Here is a 17,901-nt window from a genome sequence, read left to right on the forward strand (position 1 = left end):
ACCACCCTATCTTTCTATCTATCCGTCTACAAACTGAAAACCACATTAAATCTATGGATTGTTGTGTGTTCAGTATAAAGGATATGGAAGGAAAGCTCAATCATACAAAATGAAGTAACTATACATTAGAAACCATAGATCGTCATACCGCCGTCAACGAACAGTGTCTGACCCGTCACATAATTCGCTGCATCAGAAGCCAAGAACACAGCAGGTCCCACCAACTCTTCAAGCTCCCCAACACGCTGCATGGGCGTGCGCGCAATAATATCAGCTAAATAATCAGGATTAGCCAATATTTTCTCCGTAAGCGGCGTTTTAAAATACCAAGGACCTATGCTATTCACGTTAATTCCGAATTTTGCCCACTCCAGTGCAAGCACCTTCGTCATTTGAATCATGGCAGCTTTAGTAGCTGCGTATACAACGCCGGTACGCAGGGCAACATGTCCGGCAACAGAGGCAATATTGATGATCCGACCATATCCCTGCTCTTTCATTTGACGACCAACAATTTGCGCGCACAAAAAGGCGGATTTGAGATTCGTCTGCATAATGGTATCCCATTCTTCATCCGTTACGGCCAGTGCTTGGCTGCGAATATTCATCCCGGCATTGTTGATTAGAACATCCAATCTACCTGTTTTTTCAATGATTTGTCCTACAGCCTGTTCAATTTGTTCTCTATTCGTGACGTCCACTTGGAACGGATAAGCTTTTCTGCCCAATGCACGAATCTCGGCGGCAACTTCTTCGATATCACTTGATGTACGCGCAAAAAGGGCAACATCAGCACCGGCCTCAGCAAGCCCGATCGCGAGCGCTCTGCCTATTCCTCTTCCTGCTCCTGTCACCAAAGCAATTTTATTATCTAGTCGAAATGAAGGTAAAAACATATTCTCATCGTCCAATCTATTAGGAAGTAGTTGTAGCTAACAAAGAAAGTAGGGAATCACATGGAATATTCCGTTAAAGAAGAGAAAGCCAATGCCATCAGCCACGGGATTGGCGTCCTTTTGAGCATCGCAGCGCTTATCCTGCTCGTTGTTCAGGCATGTCTGCACGGCGATGCGTGGCATATTGTGAGCTTTAGCGTATTTGGTGTGGCGCTCGTTACGCTATACACCTGCTCCACCTTGCTGCATAGCGTCAGTCATCCCCGTTTGAAAGATATTTTCGAGGTGTTTGATCATTCCGCTATTTACGTCTTAATTGCTGGCACCTATACCCCTTATATGCTTGTGACGCTGCGTGGGCCTTTGGGGTGGACATTCTTGAGCGTGATTTGGGGGCTTGCTTTAGCAGGAATCGTGCTCAAAATATTTTATGTGAAACGATTTATCCTCATCTCAACGCTATGTTATATTCTCATGGGGTGGCTCATTGTTATTGCCTTCAAGCCTCTATACGTGAACCTGCCCTTCGGAGGCATCGTTTGGCTTGTTGTTGGCGGACTGCTGTACACGTTCGGTTCCATTTTCTATGTATGGAGGCGCATCCCTTATCACCATGCCATTTGGCATATTTTCGTGCTCGCCGGTAGCGCCTGTCATTTCGTTTCCATCTTTGGATATGTCATCATGTCATAACTAAGGAATTAGCCGCTGCAGCTGCTGCAAGGAGACGACGCTCTCAACCTGACGCGCCAGCTCATCATAACCATCTTCATTCGGATGAATGGCATCATCGGAAAGGTAACGGGTATCCTGCCCCACAAAAGCATCATACACCTGAACGATATGAATATGCGGCTGCTCTAATTTCCGTAAAAATATGTTAAAACGCTGCACCCAATAAGCCGATTCAGGGACCTGCGGTAAAGGATTATACAATCCAATCAAGGCAATTAAATACGGGGTGTCGATACCTTGCCGCAGCGTTTCTATTTGCACCATGATTTGTTTATAATTCGATTCGTAGGTTTGAAGAGCTGACTTTAGAAACGCAGGATCATTTTGATAAAAGAAAGGAATTGCCGCTTGGATTAAATCATTGCCGCCAGCTGTAATCGTTATGATATCCGCTTGTTGGATATCCTTCTGAATTATCGGATCGGACTCAAGCGTTTGGAGCAATTCGCTAGTCGTAGCACCGTTCGTGCCCGCTTGGATTAATTGAACAGGAACGTTAAGCCACTGCTCGACCTTCATCTTAAAGCTGTACACGAATCCGCGACCATCCGGTGCACCAAATCCAACGGTTAGTGAATCGCCAAATGCCAAATAGTTAATCGTCTTTTCCATGCTATCCTCTCCCTAAAGCCTGACGTAGGATAGTATATGCGTCAGCGCCCAGTTTGGGAAGGGACACTCTCACCAGTTGTTCGGCAAGATTTTTTATACGTTTACATGCCCCTGAACAAAATTTTCGATTTGCGCTTTTTCTGCATACGTGAATTGAAACTCGCAGTCACAGCCCTCGTCATGAAGCACAACCTGCACAATATCCCCATCCAAATTGCAAATCACAAGAATAGTTGGATCGATGAGATCCTCCGGAAACGTTTCACCAGCCGCAAGATGCATCCTTAGATAAATGTCGCGCCATTGTCCGCGTACCTCGGATTCAATAAAAGATAATGTAAATTTGTGTTCAACGTGCTCTGCGCCATATTTCATCATCTGACTGTTCCCCCACAACATGATTTTCTTAGCAAGCTCATCTTTTCAATTTGAACTTCGTTCACTTATTGTAACTCAGAGCTCCTTAAAGTGGTAGTTTGCTCTCCTTTATACTACAATAAAAGCAAGTAATTAGATAAAGGAGCCTTCTCACATATGAAATCCACCATCACGCAAACCATTGACAATAATGCAGACAGATTCAAAGCAATATCCAGCTTTATCGGCGCGAATCCAGAGCTCGGACATGAAGAATTTAAGGCTTTCGCACGCTTAACGGAAGAGCTGGAACATCATGGCTTTGGGGTTGAACGCGGCGTATTAGATATTCCTACAGCTTTTATCGCCACCTATGACTCCGGGAAAGCAGGACCGGTTGTTGGCTTCTTAGCGGAGTATGACGCTTTGCCAGATCTGGGACATGCCTGCGGACATCACTTGATCTGCATGATGAGTTTAGGCGCAGCTATCGGGCTTAAGTCTGTTCTTGCAGAAACAGGCGGCAGTATCCGCGTCTACGGGACTCCAGCTGAGGAAACCAAGGGGGCAAAAGTGCCCATGGCTGAAGCTGGACTATTCCGCGACGTGGATATCGCCTTGATGGCGCATCCGTATTACACCTACGAAAAATCTGGTGAATCCCTGGCCATGGATGCGATTCAGTATGAATTTTTCGGCCGTTCTGCGCATGCCGCTGCGCAGCCTTATGAAGGCATTAACGCGCTGGACGCCGTACTCCAGCTATTCAATTCCATCAACGCGCTGCGTCAACAAATGAAATCGGATGCGCGTATTCATGGCATTATTAGTGAAGGCGGCAAAGCGCCTAACATTATCCCGGACTATGCCGTCGCTCAGTTCTATGTCCGATCAGCGACTCGCGCCTACACGGATGAGCTTGTCCAGAAAGTGCTCCACTGCGCGGAGGGCGCTGCTTTACAAACAGGCTGCACGCTCAAGACGTCCTTCTACGAATATTCGTATGATGAACTGCGCACTAACGAAACGTTGTCTCAGGTATTCTCGGATCAACTTAACGAGATGGGAATCGATCCGAAGGACATTGAGATCGGCAAGGACCACGGCTCACTTGATTTGGGTAATGTATCGATTCAATGCCCAACGATTCATCCCTTCGTTAAGGTCGTTGGCGAGAAGCACATGCTGCACACCAAGGAGTTCCGCGATTTGGCGCTGCAAGAGCCTGCTCTGGACGCTATGATTTTCACAGCCAAAGCGCTTGCTTGCACAGCTTACGAAGTCATTTGCAGCCCAGAGCTGCTACAGAGAATCAAAGATGAGTTTGCCGCAGCAACGAAATAAGACAGAAAAGGGGTTGTCACAACAGGACATGAAAGTCCTGAGGGACAGCCCCTTTTTTCCCGCTCCAGCGGTACGTTCCAGTTAGCCCACCCAGCTGAAATAGATGGAAGAACTACCGTTAATTTAAGCTGCTCAGTGGCAGGGAATGAAATAGCGGTAGAAACTCCAGCTAAATCGCCAGTAGCTGGACGAAATCCGCTAGAATTGGTGAAATTAGCGACAGAAATTCCAGTTATTTGGTATAAACTGGGTTTATGATGAGAAAAAGCAGGAGTAATCGGCGCTAATTACAGATTTAAGCCGTGACACCAGCAGCCGAAGCACCAGCAGTTGCCTCCCTATGGCTCTTCTCCGCCTTTTCTTTACGCTCTTCGAGCTGAGTCAGAATGGCGTAGAACATGGCCATTCCAATGACCCCGCTAATCGCAATAAGCGTTGCCATCAACCAAGATGGCATCCAGCCACCAAGGATCACGCCCAAACCGCCGAGCAGCGTTGCTCCTTTGTACACCATCCCGAAGAGAGCCATATATGAGCTTCTTGCATGGTCAGGGGCAATATTCCCCAAGTACGCTTGCTTGATCGGCACATACATCAGTTCGCCAACAGTTGCAATGAACATCGAGAGCAGCAGCAGCCAAGGTTGGTTGCTATAAGCTAAATAGCTATAGCCCAAAATGTAACAAGTGTAGCCTACAAACAGCACTTTGCTATCCGAGAACCGCCGCATGAATACACCCATAAGCACGGAGAGAACAACAACGAGCACTGTATTCTCTGTGCGGATAAAACCTAACATTTTGAGACCATCTACAGTCCAGGATGACGCCATCCAAGGGATGAACGGGGCAGAAACCATCTCTTTTTCCAATCGGACACCGACATAATTACCTAGATGAAATTCCACTGAGACTAACAATAAAGAAGCAAGTGTGAAGATCATGAATGTTTTATCGGACAGCACCAGCTTGTAATTAGACCATATGGACGTCTTTCCTTGAAGGCTGCGCCCCTCTCCATCCGTATCAACAGATAATGGCTTTGGCTGGTAAACCTCATGGATAAAGAAATAGGTGATAATTAGCGATATCAAACCAATGACCGATAAGCCAATGAACAACTCAAACAGGTAAGACTTGAATAAGAACGCCCCTGCTATACCAGCAATCGCAAAGGATAAGTTGTTCATCCAGTACATAATGGCATACATGTATTTCCGAATATCAGGGGCTGTAACGTCGAGCAGCATCGCATCATTGGCAGGTCCATGAACGCCCCAGAACATGCTCACGCCAATCATCAGAACAAACGTCATCCACGGTGACGACAACCATGGCGAATTACACCAAGCCATCCCCATAAAGCAGAACATCCAACCAATTTCTGCGGTAAGCATCAGCTTTTTACGACCAATTCGATCCGCATAATAGCCGCCTACAATGCCCGCGACGACACCCGCTAGAATACCCAGAATGACCACAAGCCCAGCGCTCGTATCACCTAATTTTCCAGAAAAGTAAATGGACATGAAGGGAAGCACCATATTGTTCGCGGTACCGGAAAGGAAAGAAAGGCCGATTCTTAATTTAACATTACGATGAAAATCGCGAAATCTCACGTTAACCCTCCAAGTGGAAAAACAAATCTGCCAAACCTCGTATTTCACCTTCGTTCAATTAGTGCCTAATAAATTACTGTTTCTCGTTGCTCCGCAAAAACAAGCCAACTCCAACTAACAACAGACATCCGGCCAAAAGCTGAATTGTAGTAATTTTCTCACCGAGCAAAAAATAAGCCAATATAGAAGCGCCCAGCGGTTCACCCAGAACCGTCATCGATACAGACGAAGCCTTCATATACTTGAGCAGCCAGTTAAATACATAATGACCGAAGACCGTTGGGATGATTGCTAGCAGTAAGAAAACGCCCCACTCTTTCGCTGGATAAGCTGTGAATGAGGTGCCCGTAATAACGTTCGTGATAGCAAGTACGAGCCCCGCGAATAGGAAAACAAAGAAGCTGTATACGAAAGCCGAGATCCGCTCTCTCAAGCCTTTGCCCCAAAGCATGTGCAGCGCAACCGCCACAGTTCCGATGAGGGATAAAAAGTCGCCTTTCAATGCCGCGCCTGAGAATTGAAAATCGCCCCACCCAATACAAATAGCGCCTACAATAGCCACACACATCGCCATAACAGCCGCGCGGCTTGTTTTTTGCCCATAAAACAGAAACGCTCCAACCAAGACAAAGATGGGCTCTAACGTGAGAATCGCTGTCGAGCTTGCCACCGTCGTAAATCGAAGGGAATCCATCCAGAATAAAAAATGCAAGCCAAGCGCGATACCAGACGCCGCCGTTCGCAGCCAGTCTCTTAGGCGAATGCTAGTAATCTCTGACCGATAACTCCATAGAAAAGGCAGCATTAATGCATTCGTCATCAACAAACGATACATAGCTGTGACTGCGGCAGGTGCATCAGACCATCTAACAAAAATAGCCGAAAACGAGATCGCGATAATACCGATTAACAAAAAGACAGGAATTGGAACTTTGGTTTTATTCATTGCATTCATCTTACAAAACTCCTTACTGCGTAGTTACCCTGTTGATGCCAAACACCAAATCATTATATAGGAGGATGCTTGTATTGCCAATCTTTTTTAGACATTGTTCAATTATTGTAAGCCACAGAAAAAAGCCCACAGCGGCCGCCTAAGTACTAATAGGCAGCCACCATGGGCTTTGCGTTTAAATCCTGTGCATGATTTAGTCTAAAACAGCCGTAATATGCTTGTTTGTAACAGACCAATGCGATGTATTCCAGACGGATTCTTTATTTTTGAAATAAAGAATTTGCGGTGATGCGTGCTTGATACCCAGATCCTCCGCAATTTGATTAGAGACCGGGCGAGACTCGATTACCTTAACTAAGTAATAATCTACATCCTCGTTGGGCTTCCCTGACAAATATTGTTCATATTCATCAAGCGCGCTTGCGCTTACTGGGCAAGTTGTGCTGTGTTTCAGAACGACTGCTGGTTTATCGGAGGAACGATCCCAAACTTCCTGCCACTGATCAACCGTTGTGAGCTCTTTCCATGCTGACATTTCAATCTCTCCCTTCCTTTTACTTTATAATTATTATAAATTAACCAAGCTGCTTATGCAACTCGCCAGACCTCGCAAGATTCGCAAACACTGTATGCTTATTGCTATAATCAATATATAAAATGAGCTTTGGAACTAGGAGGAACATGATGCAATCAACACCCCCAGTGACACGACGTACTTTTCTAAAAAAAGGCGCTCTGCTTGCAGGTTCACTACTGGCTTCCGGAGGTCTTGTTGGCAGTTATTCCAGCTTCATAGAAACAAAATGGTACGATATTACTAGAATCACATTGTCATTTGAAAGGCTCCCCAATGCCTTCCATGGTCTTAAACTTTTACAGTTCAGCGATTTACACATTGGTCATCATTTTAATTTAAAAGATTTAGAACGTATCGTTACCCTTATTAATAAGGAAAAGCTGATCTTCTAACTTTCACAGGAGATTTATTCGATGCCCGGATTACGGAAGACGAAACGTTAACGAGCAACCTGCTCGCTAGCATAGAGGCGCCACTGGGTAAATGGGCGGTACTTGGCAATCATGATAAATGGATCGATAAAAACTATACGCTGCCGATCCTTCAGAATGGCGGGTTTCAAACGCTGATTAATGCCTGCAAAAAGATTACCTATAAAGGTCAATCCATTCAAATTGCAGGAGTAGAAGATAGACTTACTGGCTCTCCCGATATCCTCAAAACCCTCCAAGGCACCAATGCTCAAATGTTTACGCTCCTGCTCTCGCATTGTCCTGATTTCGCTAATCAAGTCGTCGGGCAACCCGTTGATCTGCAGCTATCCGGCCACTCTCATGGGGGGCAAATTCGTTTACCTTTCCTGGGTGCTCTCTTTACGCCGCTTCAAGGTAAAAAATATGTGATAGGGCTCTACGAAGTGCCTGACTCCAACCTGCTTGTCTATACCAATCGGGGGATAGGCACAACGTTTCTCCCATTCCGCTTCCTTTGCAGACCTGAAATTACCGTTATCACGATGGAAAAACGAAAACCCTGAGCGCCTAAACAGCGACTCAGGGTTCAGTAATTATTGTCTGACATGCAAAAACTGACGGAATAAGAAGACAGCCTTCAGCTTCAAAAGATCATTAACTTTCTTGAAATCCACCTGTAAAAGATCACTGATCTTCTCTAAACGATAGGTGACTGTATTTCTATGAATGAATAATTGCTTGGCCGCTTCGCTAACTTGACCGTCATTCCGAATAAAAACCTCTAATGTTCGAATCATTTCTTGCGAATATTCAGCATCTTTTTCCAAGAGCGGACGCAATACTTTGGCACAGTAATCTTCCATCATATTGACCGACACATGTTGGAACAGATGAGCGAACTCTATCGTTTCATAGTGAACCACACGATCCGACAACTCGAGCTTATTCGCCATTCGCTGTGTCTCCATACATTCCATGTAAGCTTCTCTTAGAGCTGTCGGCTTAGCTTTCATGGCACTAGTATAGAACACCATCTCTCCGGCTTCCTCTCGACAGCCTGAATCCCCTGCATATTTGATCAGAAGCTGTGCCAGCTCATCCTCAGGAAAGCCTTCTGCTTGATTCGCAGAATAGATGGAGAACATCATATCTTTGAGTATGAAGTGATTCGCACGCAATTGGCTGGATTTGGGATGCAGCTCCATATACTCCTTCAGCCGCATCATTCTACCTTGCCGTTGCTCGTCTAACTGAGCTTCAGGCTTGCTTTTGCTAATCACGCATTGGTAAGCACCCGTAAAGAGCGTCAAGCCTCTACCCTCTGCCTGCTCCAGGAACTCCTCAAGCGATGTCCCCTTTTCCAAATAGCGATACAGCGAGTTGTGCAAATCACGCTCAGCTGATGCCTCCACATGCGACCGGAACGTATAGTTCATATGAAAAGTTAAGATGTCAGCTGCTTGCTGGAACAAACCTTCCTCGACATTGGCTAGCAGAACAGCATCTGGCATGATCAGCAAATGTCCAAGAAGCTCATCGTCCTGCTGGTAGAGCCCTACCCGGTACGCGCGGTCTTTGTTCGAATATACCCAGCCACACTTTCTCTTAGGCCAGTTCTGAGCTAATTGATCTTGCTTCCACGCGCTTGTATTATATAAAATTTGCCCTCTGGCCCCAACTACAGCCATGGGATATCCAAGAATATTACTGAGTAATTGGAACATTGAAGCCATATTGTCCTGTTTCAAACCGAACTGCATCAACCTCGTTTGTTTCTCCAGCACGGATTGCAGCAGCTTCGTATTGCGGCGGTATTCTGCATTGAACAAGGCATTCATTTGATCAGAAAAAGTAAACTGGAAGGGCATCTCGATAATCGGAAAATGCAGTCGATCCGCTTCCTCAACAACAGCCTGTGGCAGCTCTGTCCAAAAACGACCAAGCTTGATCCCTAGTCCAGCAGCTCCCCGATCATTTAATTTGCGAAGTAAATTGACCGTCTCCTGCGGACTATCCTTCATGGCGAAAGCGGTGGTGAAGAGCATCTCGCCGGACTTCGTCCAATCCGCAATATCTGGCGCGTCCATAACATTGACAGATTTAACGATGCGGGATTCCCCTTGCTTGCCAGCTACAAGCTTCGCTTCCGTTAATGGATAAATGGATAATGCTTCACGAATGGTAAGATGCATCGTGCTTCCCCCCTTATGCCTTTTAACAGATTATAGGATGACAAGGACCAAACAGTCAATGCATTTGTGTTAGATTATATAACATTGGTTAAATTTTTTTGAACAATTTATGTCTAAGTCGCACAACGATGTTATTTAATGTAACATAAATAAGCAAAAAACGAGAGACATGCTCGCACATGCCCCTCGTTCCAAACACTTTATCCACTAAATCACACGAAACGTCCCTGTCCCCATCGTCCCCAAATTTCCTTCGCGATCCATCACACGTCCCTGAGTCGTAATCATTTTACGGGATTGATGAACAAGCTCAGCCGTTACAATCAGCCGCCCCTCATAAAGCGGAGCGACGAAATGAACGTTCAAATTCGTAGTTACAACCTTATCCTCCGGCCTTGCCGTCATGACGACAATCCCCATGGCATTATCCAGCAAAGAGGATAGAACACCGCCATGGACAATTCCGATCGGATTCAAATGATGAGGCTTTGCCTCCAGAGCAATCGTAATGATGCCGTCTTTCAAATCAACGAATTCACAACCTAGAAACCCCCAAAACGTAGGTTCCGCCGCTGCCGCTAACTGCTGCAGTCGTCTATTTACTCGCTCGTGAGCATTATCCATAGGATCCCCCTCCACTCTCCTTGTAAAGGGCTAACCCTTATCCGAACTAACAAGAAGAGACACTCATGTTTTTTTCTCTTCTTCTAATAATTGCCTGCGCAGTACTTTCCCAATCATCGTCTTTGGCAGAGACTGGCGGAATTCTACTTTCCGTGGAACTTTAAAAGCGGCTAAACGCTCCCGGCACCATAACTCAAGCTCTTTGTCCGTTAACGTCATTCCGGGTTTCAACACGACGAATGCTTTCACGGTTTCCCCCCGGTATTCATCTGGCACCCCAACAATTGTCGCCTCCAAAATAGCAGGATGCTCAAAGAGCACTTCCTCAATTTCTCGCGGATAAATATTGAAGCCTCCGGCTATGATTAAATCCTTTTTACGATCCACAATCGAGAAAAAGCCATCCTCATCCATGCGTCCCATGTCCCCTGTGTAGAGCCAGCCATCACGAATCGTCATGGCCGTTTCGTGCTCTCGCTGCCAATACCCTTTCATTACCTGCGGGCCTTTGATCAGCAATTCACCGATTTCCCCGATCGGTAATTCTTCACCGGAGTTCACATCAACAACTTTGGCAGCTGTATCGGGTAAAGGCACACCAATCGAACCAATTTTACGATAGCCCCAAATAGGATTGGCATGCGTAACCGGAGAGGTTTCCGTTAACCCGTAACCTTCAATTAGCTTACCTCCAGTCAAAGCTTCAAAACGCTCTTGAACCTCTAAAGGAAGAGGTGCTGAACCACTTACACAAACATTAATGGAAGAAATATCAACTTCTTTCACCCGTTTATGATTGATGATTGCAATGTACATCGTAGGTGCGCCCGGAAAAATCGTTGGCTTCATCTTGTTAATCGTATCTAAGATCAGGTCGATATCAAATTTGGGAATCAGAATCAGCATACCTGCCTGAAGCATGGATTGATTCAACAGAACCGTCAAGCCAAACACATGGAAGATGGGAATCGCTCCGAGGAACCGCTCAGCCCCCATTTGAATCCGATAACACCATTTCGTCGTTTGGAACGTGTTAGCGATCAAATTGGTGTGAGTCAGCATAACTCCCTTCGAAACTCCCGTAGTACCTCCCGTGTACTGAAGCAAAGCAATATCCGTATCTGCGTCTGCTTCCACGCATATAGGTTTCGATGAAGCGTCCCGAAGCAGCTTTTTGAAAGCGTACACGCCTTCACCATAAACAACGTCGAGCTTTGCGCCGTCCTTTTTCATTTTAATCGGATATAAGACATTTTTTGGAAAAGGCAAGTAATCTTTAATCGATGTCACAATGACATGTCGAATTGGCGTCTGCGCTTTCGCCTTTTGCACACGATTAACTAATAAATCCAGCGTAACTATGACCTCTGCCCCGGAATCGGAGAGCTGGTGAACCAGCTCTCTTTCCATATACAACGGATTCGTCATGACGACAATCCCACCCATCATGAGTGTGCCGAAGTAGGCAATAATGGCAGATGGACAATTAGGCAGCATGATCGATACGCGATCTCCCTGGCACACACCAAGTTCCTTGAGAACATGCGCAAAGCGATAAGACGCATCAAGCACCTCCTGATAACGCAGCGTTTTACCAAGGAAATACAAGGCAGGTCGATCTGGATACTTATGCGCGGAATCTACCAACAAACGTGCAAGATTATGCTTAGGGTACTCATACGTCGGAGCCACTTCCTCTGGATAATGACGCAGCCAAGGCTTTGCCTCACTCATACAAAACCATCCCCTTCAGGTTCTTCACACGGATGACTAGACGATGAATTTCTCACCCTGAATAACACGTGCGGCGATGTCGCGCTTCAGCTGGGTCGTATTAACAGTGCTGCGCCTTGTCAGCTTTTTCAAAATAGATAACTGAGTCCGAAGAACATCTCCTTCTTCCATCGTACTGAGCGCTTCCTTCGCGTATGCCTCAATTTTGTCAAAAGCTTCATGCACGAAAACCATTGTTACTTGAATCGCATTTTTCGCCTTCTCTTCGCCACTCTTGGCAATCAGCTTTTGCGTACGAAGCAGACCGCTTTCTCCAGCAAAAATTTGTATCATGATGTCAGCTAAGTTGCTTAAGACTTCCTGATTTTTCTCCAAGGCCATTCCATATTTTTGCACGGCAAGTCCGCCAACCATTAGGAAGATCTTCTTCGCCATTGAAATCAGATGCGTCTCTTCAGCCAGTGTACCGTCAAAAGTTTGGCCTGGGACAATCGACAGCAATTCCCCTTGCAGCGCTTGCGCTTTCTGCATCAAAGGCAGCTCGCCTTTCATTGCTTTCTTCACTAAAGTACCCGGAATTAGCAGGCGGTTAATCTCATTCGTCCCTTCGAAAATACGATTAATCCGCGAATCGCGATAAATGCGCTCTACTTTATATTCCTGAATGTAGCCGTATCCGCCATGAATTTGCACGCCTTCATCTGCAACAAAGTCCAAAACTTCCGATGCAAACACCTTATTAATTGAGCATTCTAGCGCGTATTCAGAAATACCTTTGGCCGAATGCTTGCCTGCATCCAGACTTGTATGGTCAATATCTTTAAGAATTTGATCCATCAATCCTGTCGTTCTATAAACCATGCTCTCTAGCATATACGTTTGAATATTCATTTCAGCCAGCTTCTTCCCGATCAACGGAAATTTGGATATTGGTGTGTTGAACTGTTGACGGGTATTCGCATACTTGGCCGACAATTCGATTGTTTCCTTCGATGCGCCCAGACAGCCTGTAGCCAATTTGTAACGACCGATATTCAAAATATTAAAAGCAATCAGATGGCCCTTCCCGACTTCGCCCAGCAAATTCTCAACCGGTACTTTGACATCTTCAAAAAATAGCGGACGGGTTGACGAGCCTTTAATCCCCATTTTCTTCTCTTCCGGTCCCATCGTAAAGCCTGGGTCCCCTTTTTCCACGATAAACGCCGTGAAATCCGTTCCATTAATTTTGGCATACACAATGAAAATGTCGGCAAAGCCCGCATTTGTAATATATAGTTTGGAACCATTTAACAGGTAATATTTGCCATCACTTGAAAGCCGTGCGGTCGTTCTCGCACCCAAAGCATCTGAGCCAGACGTTGGCTCGGTTAAGCAATATGCCGCAATTTTTGCGCCCGTAGCGAGGTCTGGCAAATATTTTTTCTTCTGCTCGGGAGTCCCGAAGAACACAATCGGCAGCGTCCCAATCCCCACATGTGCGCCAATTGATAAAGCGAAAGCAGACGCTTGCGCCAGATTTTCACTTATGATTGTGGAGCTTACCTTATCAAGTCCTAGACCGCCATAAATCTCCGGTACATCAGCTCCGAGCAAACCAAGCTCACCCGCACTTCTCATCAGTTTAACCGTCAAATCGTAATTGAGCTTCTCGATATGCTCATCATTCGGCATCACTTCGCCCGCTACAAAATCGCGCGTCGTCTCTGCGATCATGCGATGCTCCTCAGTAAAATCCTCCGGAGTCACGATATTGTGGAAATCGATATCTGAAATGACAAAACTGCCGCCTACGACTTTATCTGACATGGTTCATCTCTCCTCAGAATGAATTGGACAAGGGTTAATAATTGGGTGTGGAAGCTGGAGCAGCTGCAGAAATTGGTTACCATCAGCGTTTAACTGGATATTCTACCGTTATTTTTGCAAAATACTGCTGTAAAAAGTATATATATGGAAAAACCCCCGCTAATTCAACCCAATCGGATCGATAATAGCGATTTGATGACTAATAGCGGGAGAAATTCCCTTTAATTGGATAAGCAGACAACAATGATGAATGATTAACAGGAGTTTTTCCCGCTAATTACATCGCAGTCAAGCATGCACCTGGAAAACACCAGCAGCACCCATCCCGCCGCCGATACACATCGAAACTACGCCATATCCGCCACCGCGCCGCTGCAGCTCATGAATTAATGAGGTCGTCAATTTCGCGCCAGTACATCCCAGCGGATGCCCCAAGGCAATCGCGCCACCGTTCACATTCACCAGCTCCTCGTTCAATCCGAGCTCGCGAATAATATGCACGCATTGCGAAGCGAATGCTTCGTTGATTTCAAACAGATCCACCTGGTCCTGGGTGATCCCCGCCATCTGCAGCGCCTTCGGTATCGCCTTCACCGGGCCAACCCCCATAATTTCCGGCTCCACACCGGACAGCGCAAAAGACTTAAACGTCGCCAGCGGCTTCAACCCGAGCGCCTCCGCGCGCTCGCGGCTCATCAGCACGGCCGCCGCTGCGCCGTCCGACGTCTGTGACGCGTTGCCCGCCGTCACCGTGCCGTTCAAGCTGAACGCAGGCTTCAGCTTGGCAAGCCCTTCCACGGATGTATCGGGGCGAACGCCCTCATCCGCTGCAAACACAAACGAACGCTCAAACGCTTTGCCGCGTTCGTCAATGCCCTTCACGCTCGTGCTGACCGGCACGATCTCATCCACGAACTTGCCGGCTGCAATCGCCGCAGCCGCCAGGCGATGGCTCCGCGTCGCGAAGCCATCCTGCGCTTCGCGCGAAATGCCGAAGCGCTGCGCCACAGCTTCGGCCGTATGCCCCATGCCCATGTACACCTCAGGCATGGTCTCAACAAGCCGCGGATGCGGCGAGAGCTTGAAGCCCGTCATCGGGACGTGGCTCATGCTCTCTACGCCTCCAGCGATGATTACCTCCGCGTGGCCCAACATAATGCGATCCGCCGCATAAGCGATGGCCTGCAGCCCGGAGGAACAAAAGCGATTGACTGTGATCGCCGGCACGGTCACCGGGAAGCCCGCATAAAGCGCCATCGTGCGGGCGAAGTTGAGCCCTTGCTCGCCTTCTGGCATGGCGCAGCCGATGATGATATCGTCAACGTCGCCTTTGCCCAGGCCTGGAGCCCTCCTCACAGCCTCCTCCAAGACGGTTTTGCCTAGATCCTCCGCTCTCGTTTGAGCGAAGCTGCCTTTCTTCGCGCGCCCGACTGCGGTGCGCGTAATCGATACAATAACTGCTTCCTTCATCATTTCTCACCTCGATTAGAGTAGTAAGGAGTGCATTTTCACGCTTTTCCGTTCGTACTTGCCTTCAAGCTTTCGTTCATATTTCAATTCGCATTTTCATTCATAATTTCATTCTTATTCTCATTTCCATTCTCGTCCACAGTTAGTTCCGCAGCGCTTTCCCTTTAGAAAGCATATATTGCATACGCTGCTGCGTTTTCAATTCCCCACACAGGCTAAGGAAAGCTTCTCTTTCCAAATCGAGCAAATATTGCTCAGTAACCAGAGTACCAGCGGGGACATTCCCGCCTGCAAGCACATGCGCTAACTTGTTAGCGATAAGCACATCATGGTCGCTGATATAGCCGCCTTGCTTCATGGAATATGCGCCAACCTGCATAACGGCTTTGCCATTTTCACCGACAACGCGGATCTTCTCTTGTACAGTTGGGGTATAACCTGCCGCATCCATGCGCAGCACAGCTTGTTTGGCCTCATAAATCCGATGATCCGGATGAATGACGACCGTATCCTGAGGCCGCATATAGCCGAGCCGTTTCGTATCATGCCCACTCGTTGACACCTTGGCCATCGCTACTGTCTCAAAGCTTGCATTAATCCAAGGCTGTAGGTCTACTTCAGGATCACGCACCAGCGAGCTCGCCCTAAGCGCCAGTTCCTTACAGCCGCCTCCGGCAGGAATTAAGCCCACGCCAACCTCAACGAGTCCATAATACGTCTCCGATGAGAAAATAATTTGATCAGCCGGCATACAAGCTTCAACACCGCCGCCGAGCGTCATTTTATGAGGTGCAGCAACCACAGGTTTATCCAGGCTTTTGAGCTTCATCATGGAATTTTGAAATAAACGAATAATACCGTCCACTTCATCCCACTCGCCGTCTTGCGCCTCCATGAGCAGCAGCATTAAGTTGGCGCCAACGCAGAAGTTTTTCCCCTCATTTGCAACGACAAGCCCGCGGTAATTACTGCGAACTTCGTCTACACTCTGCTGGATCATGGTGAGAATATCTCCGCCTATCGCATTGTTTGGAGATTGGAACTCCAGACAGGCAACGCCGTCGCCAATATCAATCAATTTTGCGCCGCTATTCGAACGAATGACTTTATTTTGCTGCTTTAATGCTGCCAGAGAGATAAGCTCGGGTTTTGTTTCAACGCTTTGGTACTCATTTTTCAAATAATAAAAGCTGTGACCTTCCTTACTTGTATAGAAGCTATCGTTACCCGCAGCAATCCAAGCTTTAACCCACTCAGGCACCTCGCTGCCTTCAGCCTCCATTCGCTCCACAGAACGCTTAAGTCCAATGGCATCCCACGTCTCAAAAGGTCCCAAATCCCAGTTAAATCCCCATTTGAGCGCATTATCGATCTCGACAACGGAGTCTGCAATTTCATCCAACTTTGCCGCGGAGTATAGCAGCACTGGTTTCAAAATATTCCACGCGAGCTCGGAGTATCGATCATTGGTGCCTAGCAACGCCTTAAGCTTTCCGCTTGTGCCTTTGGCTTGCTTGGCAGCTTCCAGGGAGGCGGCGCTAATTTTCCGGCTTGCCGCATACGTCATGCTGTTTAAATCTAACGACTGGATTTCTTTTCCAGCATCACTTTTTACTTTTTTATAAAACCCTTGACCTGTCTTTTCCCCGATCCAGCCCTTTTCCACCATGGTCTGTAAAATAGCTGGCGTGTCGAAAACAGCCTTCTCACTCGGATCATCCACAAGTCCAAACACGTTATTCGCGACATGTACAAAAGTGTCCAGACCAACCAAATCCAGCGTTCGGAACGTCGCGCTTTTCGGGCGCCCCATAGCAGGACCTGTCACTGCATCGACTTCTTCAACGGAATACCCGTTCGCGAGCATTTCGCGCAGTGTAACAAGAAGCCCATACGTGCCAATCCGATTGGCAATAAAATTCGGCGTATCCTTTGCTTGCACGACACCCTTCCCAAGTTTCTTCTCACAAAACTCGGTCATCAAAGAAATAATCGCCGGGTCTGTGTGTTTGCTTGGAATGACTTCGAGAAGCTTCATATAGCGAGGCGGATTAAAGAAATGAGTGCCTAAGAAATGTTTTTTGAATTCATCGTTTGTGTTCTCGATCATCGCATGAATCGATATACCGGACGTGTTAGAAGAAACGATCGTTCCCGGCTTCCAAACTTTTTCAATACGGCTAAATAACTGCTGCTTCACCTGTAAATTTTCCACGATGACTTCAATGATCCAATCCACATGGCCGAGCTTTGCCAAATCATCTTCCAAGTTACCAGGGGTAATTCGATCGATGAAAGCTTCACTGTAAAGGGGTGCTGGGTTCGTCTTTTTGAGCTTATCCATCGCGTTAACCGCTAGACGGTTCCGTACTTTAGGATGCTCCAGCGTTAATCCTGCGGTTTCTTCTTGCGGCAGCAATTGGGCTGGCACCATGTCGAGCAATAAGACAGGAATACCTACATTTGCTAAATGGGCAGCTATGCCGGAGCCCATCACACCGGAGCCGATGACGGCAGCAGTACGAATCTTTGTCATATGGAAATATCCTCCTACATGAAATTTTC

At 47.0% G+C, this 17,901-nt stretch carries 16 protein-coding genes; 4 read left to right on the forward strand and 12 right to left on the reverse strand.

Annotation, left to right across the window (positions count from 1 at the left end; translation table 11 throughout):
- Positions 1 to 125 precede the first annotated feature (125 nt).
- Entirely contained in the window at positions 126 to 896 is a 771-nt protein-coding gene (locus AC58VC_RS01240; RefSeq protein ID WP_497367070.1) for an SDR family NAD(P)-dependent oxidoreductase, read from the reverse strand.
- 60 nt (positions 897 to 956) lie between these two features.
- On the opposite strand from AC58VC_RS01240, the gene trhA reads away from it, so the two are divergent.
- Entirely contained in the window at positions 957 to 1,589 is a 633-nt protein-coding gene (trhA, locus tag AC58VC_RS01245; RefSeq protein ID WP_497367071.1) for a PAQR family membrane homeostasis protein TrhA, read from the forward strand.
- Here trhA and AC58VC_RS01250 read toward each other — a convergent pair whose 3' ends face one another.
- Complete coding sequence (locus tag AC58VC_RS01250; protein ID WP_497367072.1) at positions 1,590 to 2,243, reverse strand: GDSL-type esterase/lipase family protein; 654 nt, start codon at positions 2,241 to 2,243, stop codon at positions 1,590 to 1,592.
- A 93-nt stretch (positions 2,244 to 2,336) separates the two neighbouring features.
- The gene (locus AC58VC_RS01255) at positions 2,337 to 2,621 is read right to left on the reverse strand and encodes a hypothetical protein (RefSeq protein WP_497367073.1); all 285 of its coding nucleotides are present in this window, start codon (positions 2,619 to 2,621) and stop codon (positions 2,337 to 2,339) included.
- A gap of 156 nt (positions 2,622 to 2,777) precedes the next feature.
- On the opposite strand from AC58VC_RS01255, the gene AC58VC_RS01260 reads away from it, so the two are divergent.
- Entirely contained in the window at positions 2,778 to 3,944 is a 1,167-nt protein-coding gene (locus AC58VC_RS01260; protein WP_497367074.1) for a M20 family metallopeptidase, read from the forward strand.
- A gap of 295 nt (positions 3,945 to 4,239) precedes the next feature.
- Here AC58VC_RS01260 and AC58VC_RS01265 read toward each other — a convergent pair whose 3' ends face one another.
- From AC58VC_RS01265 to ytxJ, 3 genes are all read right to left on the reverse strand, one after another.
- Positions 4,240 to 5,562, reverse strand: coding sequence for an MFS transporter (locus AC58VC_RS01265; RefSeq protein WP_497367075.1), 1,323 nt, complete (start codon positions 5,560 to 5,562; stop codon positions 4,240 to 4,242).
- 73 nt (positions 5,563 to 5,635) lie between these two features.
- Positions 5,636 to 6,517, reverse strand: coding sequence for a DMT family transporter (locus AC58VC_RS01270; protein ID WP_497367076.1), 882 nt, complete (start codon positions 6,515 to 6,517; stop codon positions 5,636 to 5,638).
- Between the two features lie 193 nt (positions 6,518 to 6,710).
- Entirely contained in the window at positions 6,711 to 7,052 is a 342-nt protein-coding gene (gene ytxJ, locus AC58VC_RS01275) for a bacillithiol system redox-active protein YtxJ (RefSeq protein WP_497367077.1), read from the reverse strand.
- A gap of 149 nt (positions 7,053 to 7,201) precedes the next feature.
- Here ytxJ and AC58VC_RS01280 point away from each other — a divergent pair, with 149 nt between their 5' ends.
- Positions 7,202 to 7,486: a twin-arginine translocation signal domain-containing protein gene (locus AC58VC_RS01280; RefSeq protein ID WP_497367078.1), complete on the forward strand. Its 285-nt coding sequence runs from the start codon at positions 7,202 to 7,204 to the stop codon at positions 7,484 to 7,486.
- Between the two features lie 29 nt (positions 7,487 to 7,515).
- Positions 7,516 to 8,070 carry a metallophosphoesterase gene (locus tag AC58VC_RS01285; RefSeq protein WP_497367877.1) on the forward strand — a complete coding sequence of 185 codons (555 nt, stop codon included), beginning with the start codon at positions 7,516 to 7,518 and terminating at the stop codon, positions 8,068 to 8,070.
- Positions 8,071 to 8,100: 30 nt separating this feature from the next.
- Here the strand turns inward: AC58VC_RS01285 and AC58VC_RS01290 are convergent, their stop codons facing one another.
- The 6 genes from AC58VC_RS01290 to AC58VC_RS01315 form a co-directional block, all read right to left on the reverse strand.
- Entirely contained in the window at positions 8,101 to 9,699 is a 1,599-nt protein-coding gene (locus tag AC58VC_RS01290) for a PucR family transcriptional regulator (RefSeq protein ID WP_497367079.1), read from the reverse strand.
- A gap of 207 nt (positions 9,700 to 9,906) precedes the next feature.
- Positions 9,907 to 10,323, reverse strand: a complete 417-nt coding sequence (locus tag AC58VC_RS01295) for a PaaI family thioesterase (protein ID WP_497367080.1) — start codon at positions 10,321 to 10,323, stop codon at positions 9,907 to 9,909.
- A gap of 63 nt (positions 10,324 to 10,386) precedes the next feature.
- Positions 10,387 to 12,057, reverse strand: a complete 1,671-nt coding sequence (locus tag AC58VC_RS01300) for a long-chain-fatty-acid--CoA ligase (protein WP_497367081.1) — start codon at positions 12,055 to 12,057, stop codon at positions 10,387 to 10,389.
- 36 nt (positions 12,058 to 12,093) lie between these two features.
- Positions 12,094 to 13,866 carry an acyl-CoA dehydrogenase FadE gene (locus tag AC58VC_RS01305; RefSeq protein WP_497367082.1) on the reverse strand — a complete coding sequence of 591 codons (1,773 nt, stop codon included), beginning with the start codon at positions 13,864 to 13,866 and terminating at the stop codon, positions 12,094 to 12,096.
- A gap of 288 nt (positions 13,867 to 14,154) precedes the next feature.
- Positions 14,155 to 15,336: an acetyl-CoA C-acyltransferase gene (locus AC58VC_RS01310; protein ID WP_497367083.1), complete on the reverse strand. Its 1,182-nt coding sequence runs from the start codon at positions 15,334 to 15,336 to the stop codon at positions 14,155 to 14,157.
- A gap of 142 nt (positions 15,337 to 15,478) precedes the next feature.
- Entirely contained in the window at positions 15,479 to 17,872 is a 2,394-nt protein-coding gene (locus tag AC58VC_RS01315) for a 3-hydroxyacyl-CoA dehydrogenase/enoyl-CoA hydratase family protein (RefSeq protein ID WP_497367084.1), read from the reverse strand.
- Positions 17,873 to 17,901 lie beyond the last annotated feature (29 nt).

It is taken from the genome of Paenibacillus sp. J22R67, assembly GCF_059692175.1.

Excerpts from the sequence above, each read along its gene's own strand:
- trhA (WP_497367071.1), top strand. The coding sequence starts at position 957 with ATGGAATATTCCGTTAAAGAAGAGAAAGCCAATGCCATCAGCCACGGG.
- ytxJ (WP_497367077.1), bottom strand. The coding sequence starts at position 7,052 with ATGTCAGCATGGAAAGAGCTCACAACGGTTGATCAGTGGCAGGAAGTT.
- AC58VC_RS01260 (WP_497367074.1), top strand. The coding sequence starts at position 2,778 with ATGAAATCCACCATCACGCAAACCATTGACAATAATGCAGACAGATTC.
- AC58VC_RS01280 (WP_497367078.1), top strand. The coding sequence starts at position 7,202 with ATGCAATCAACACCCCCAGTGACACGACGTACTTTTCTAAAAAAAGGC.
- AC58VC_RS01315 (WP_497367084.1), bottom strand. The coding sequence starts at position 17,872 with ATGACAAAGATTCGTACTGCTGCCGTCATCGGCTCCGGTGTGATGGGC.
- AC58VC_RS01305 (WP_497367082.1), bottom strand. The coding sequence starts at position 13,866 with ATGTCAGATAAAGTCGTAGGCGGCAGTTTTGTCATTTCAGATATCGAT.
- AC58VC_RS01295 (WP_497367080.1), bottom strand. The coding sequence starts at position 10,323 with ATGGATAATGCTCACGAGCGAGTAAATAGACGACTGCAGCAGTTAGCG.
- AC58VC_RS01300 (WP_497367081.1), bottom strand. The coding sequence starts at position 12,057 with ATGAGTGAGGCAAAGCCTTGGCTGCGTCATTATCCAGAGGAAGTGGCT.
- AC58VC_RS01270 (WP_497367076.1), bottom strand. The coding sequence starts at position 6,517 with ATGAATGCAATGAATAAAACCAAAGTTCCAATTCCTGTCTTTTTGTTA.
- AC58VC_RS01290 (WP_497367079.1), bottom strand. The coding sequence starts at position 9,699 with ATGCATCTTACCATTCGTGAAGCATTATCCATTTATCCATTAACGGAA.
- AC58VC_RS01240 (WP_497367070.1), bottom strand. The coding sequence starts at position 896 with ATGTTTTTACCTTCATTTCGACTAGATAATAAAATTGCTTTGGTGACA.
- AC58VC_RS01310 (WP_497367083.1), bottom strand. The coding sequence starts at position 15,336 with ATGAAGGAAGCAGTTATTGTATCGATTACGCGCACCGCAGTCGGGCGC.
- AC58VC_RS01255 (WP_497367073.1), bottom strand. The coding sequence starts at position 2,621 with ATGATGAAATATGGCGCAGAGCACGTTGAACACAAATTTACATTATCT.
- AC58VC_RS01250 (WP_497367072.1), bottom strand. The coding sequence starts at position 2,243 with ATGGAAAAGACGATTAACTATTTGGCATTTGGCGATTCACTAACCGTT.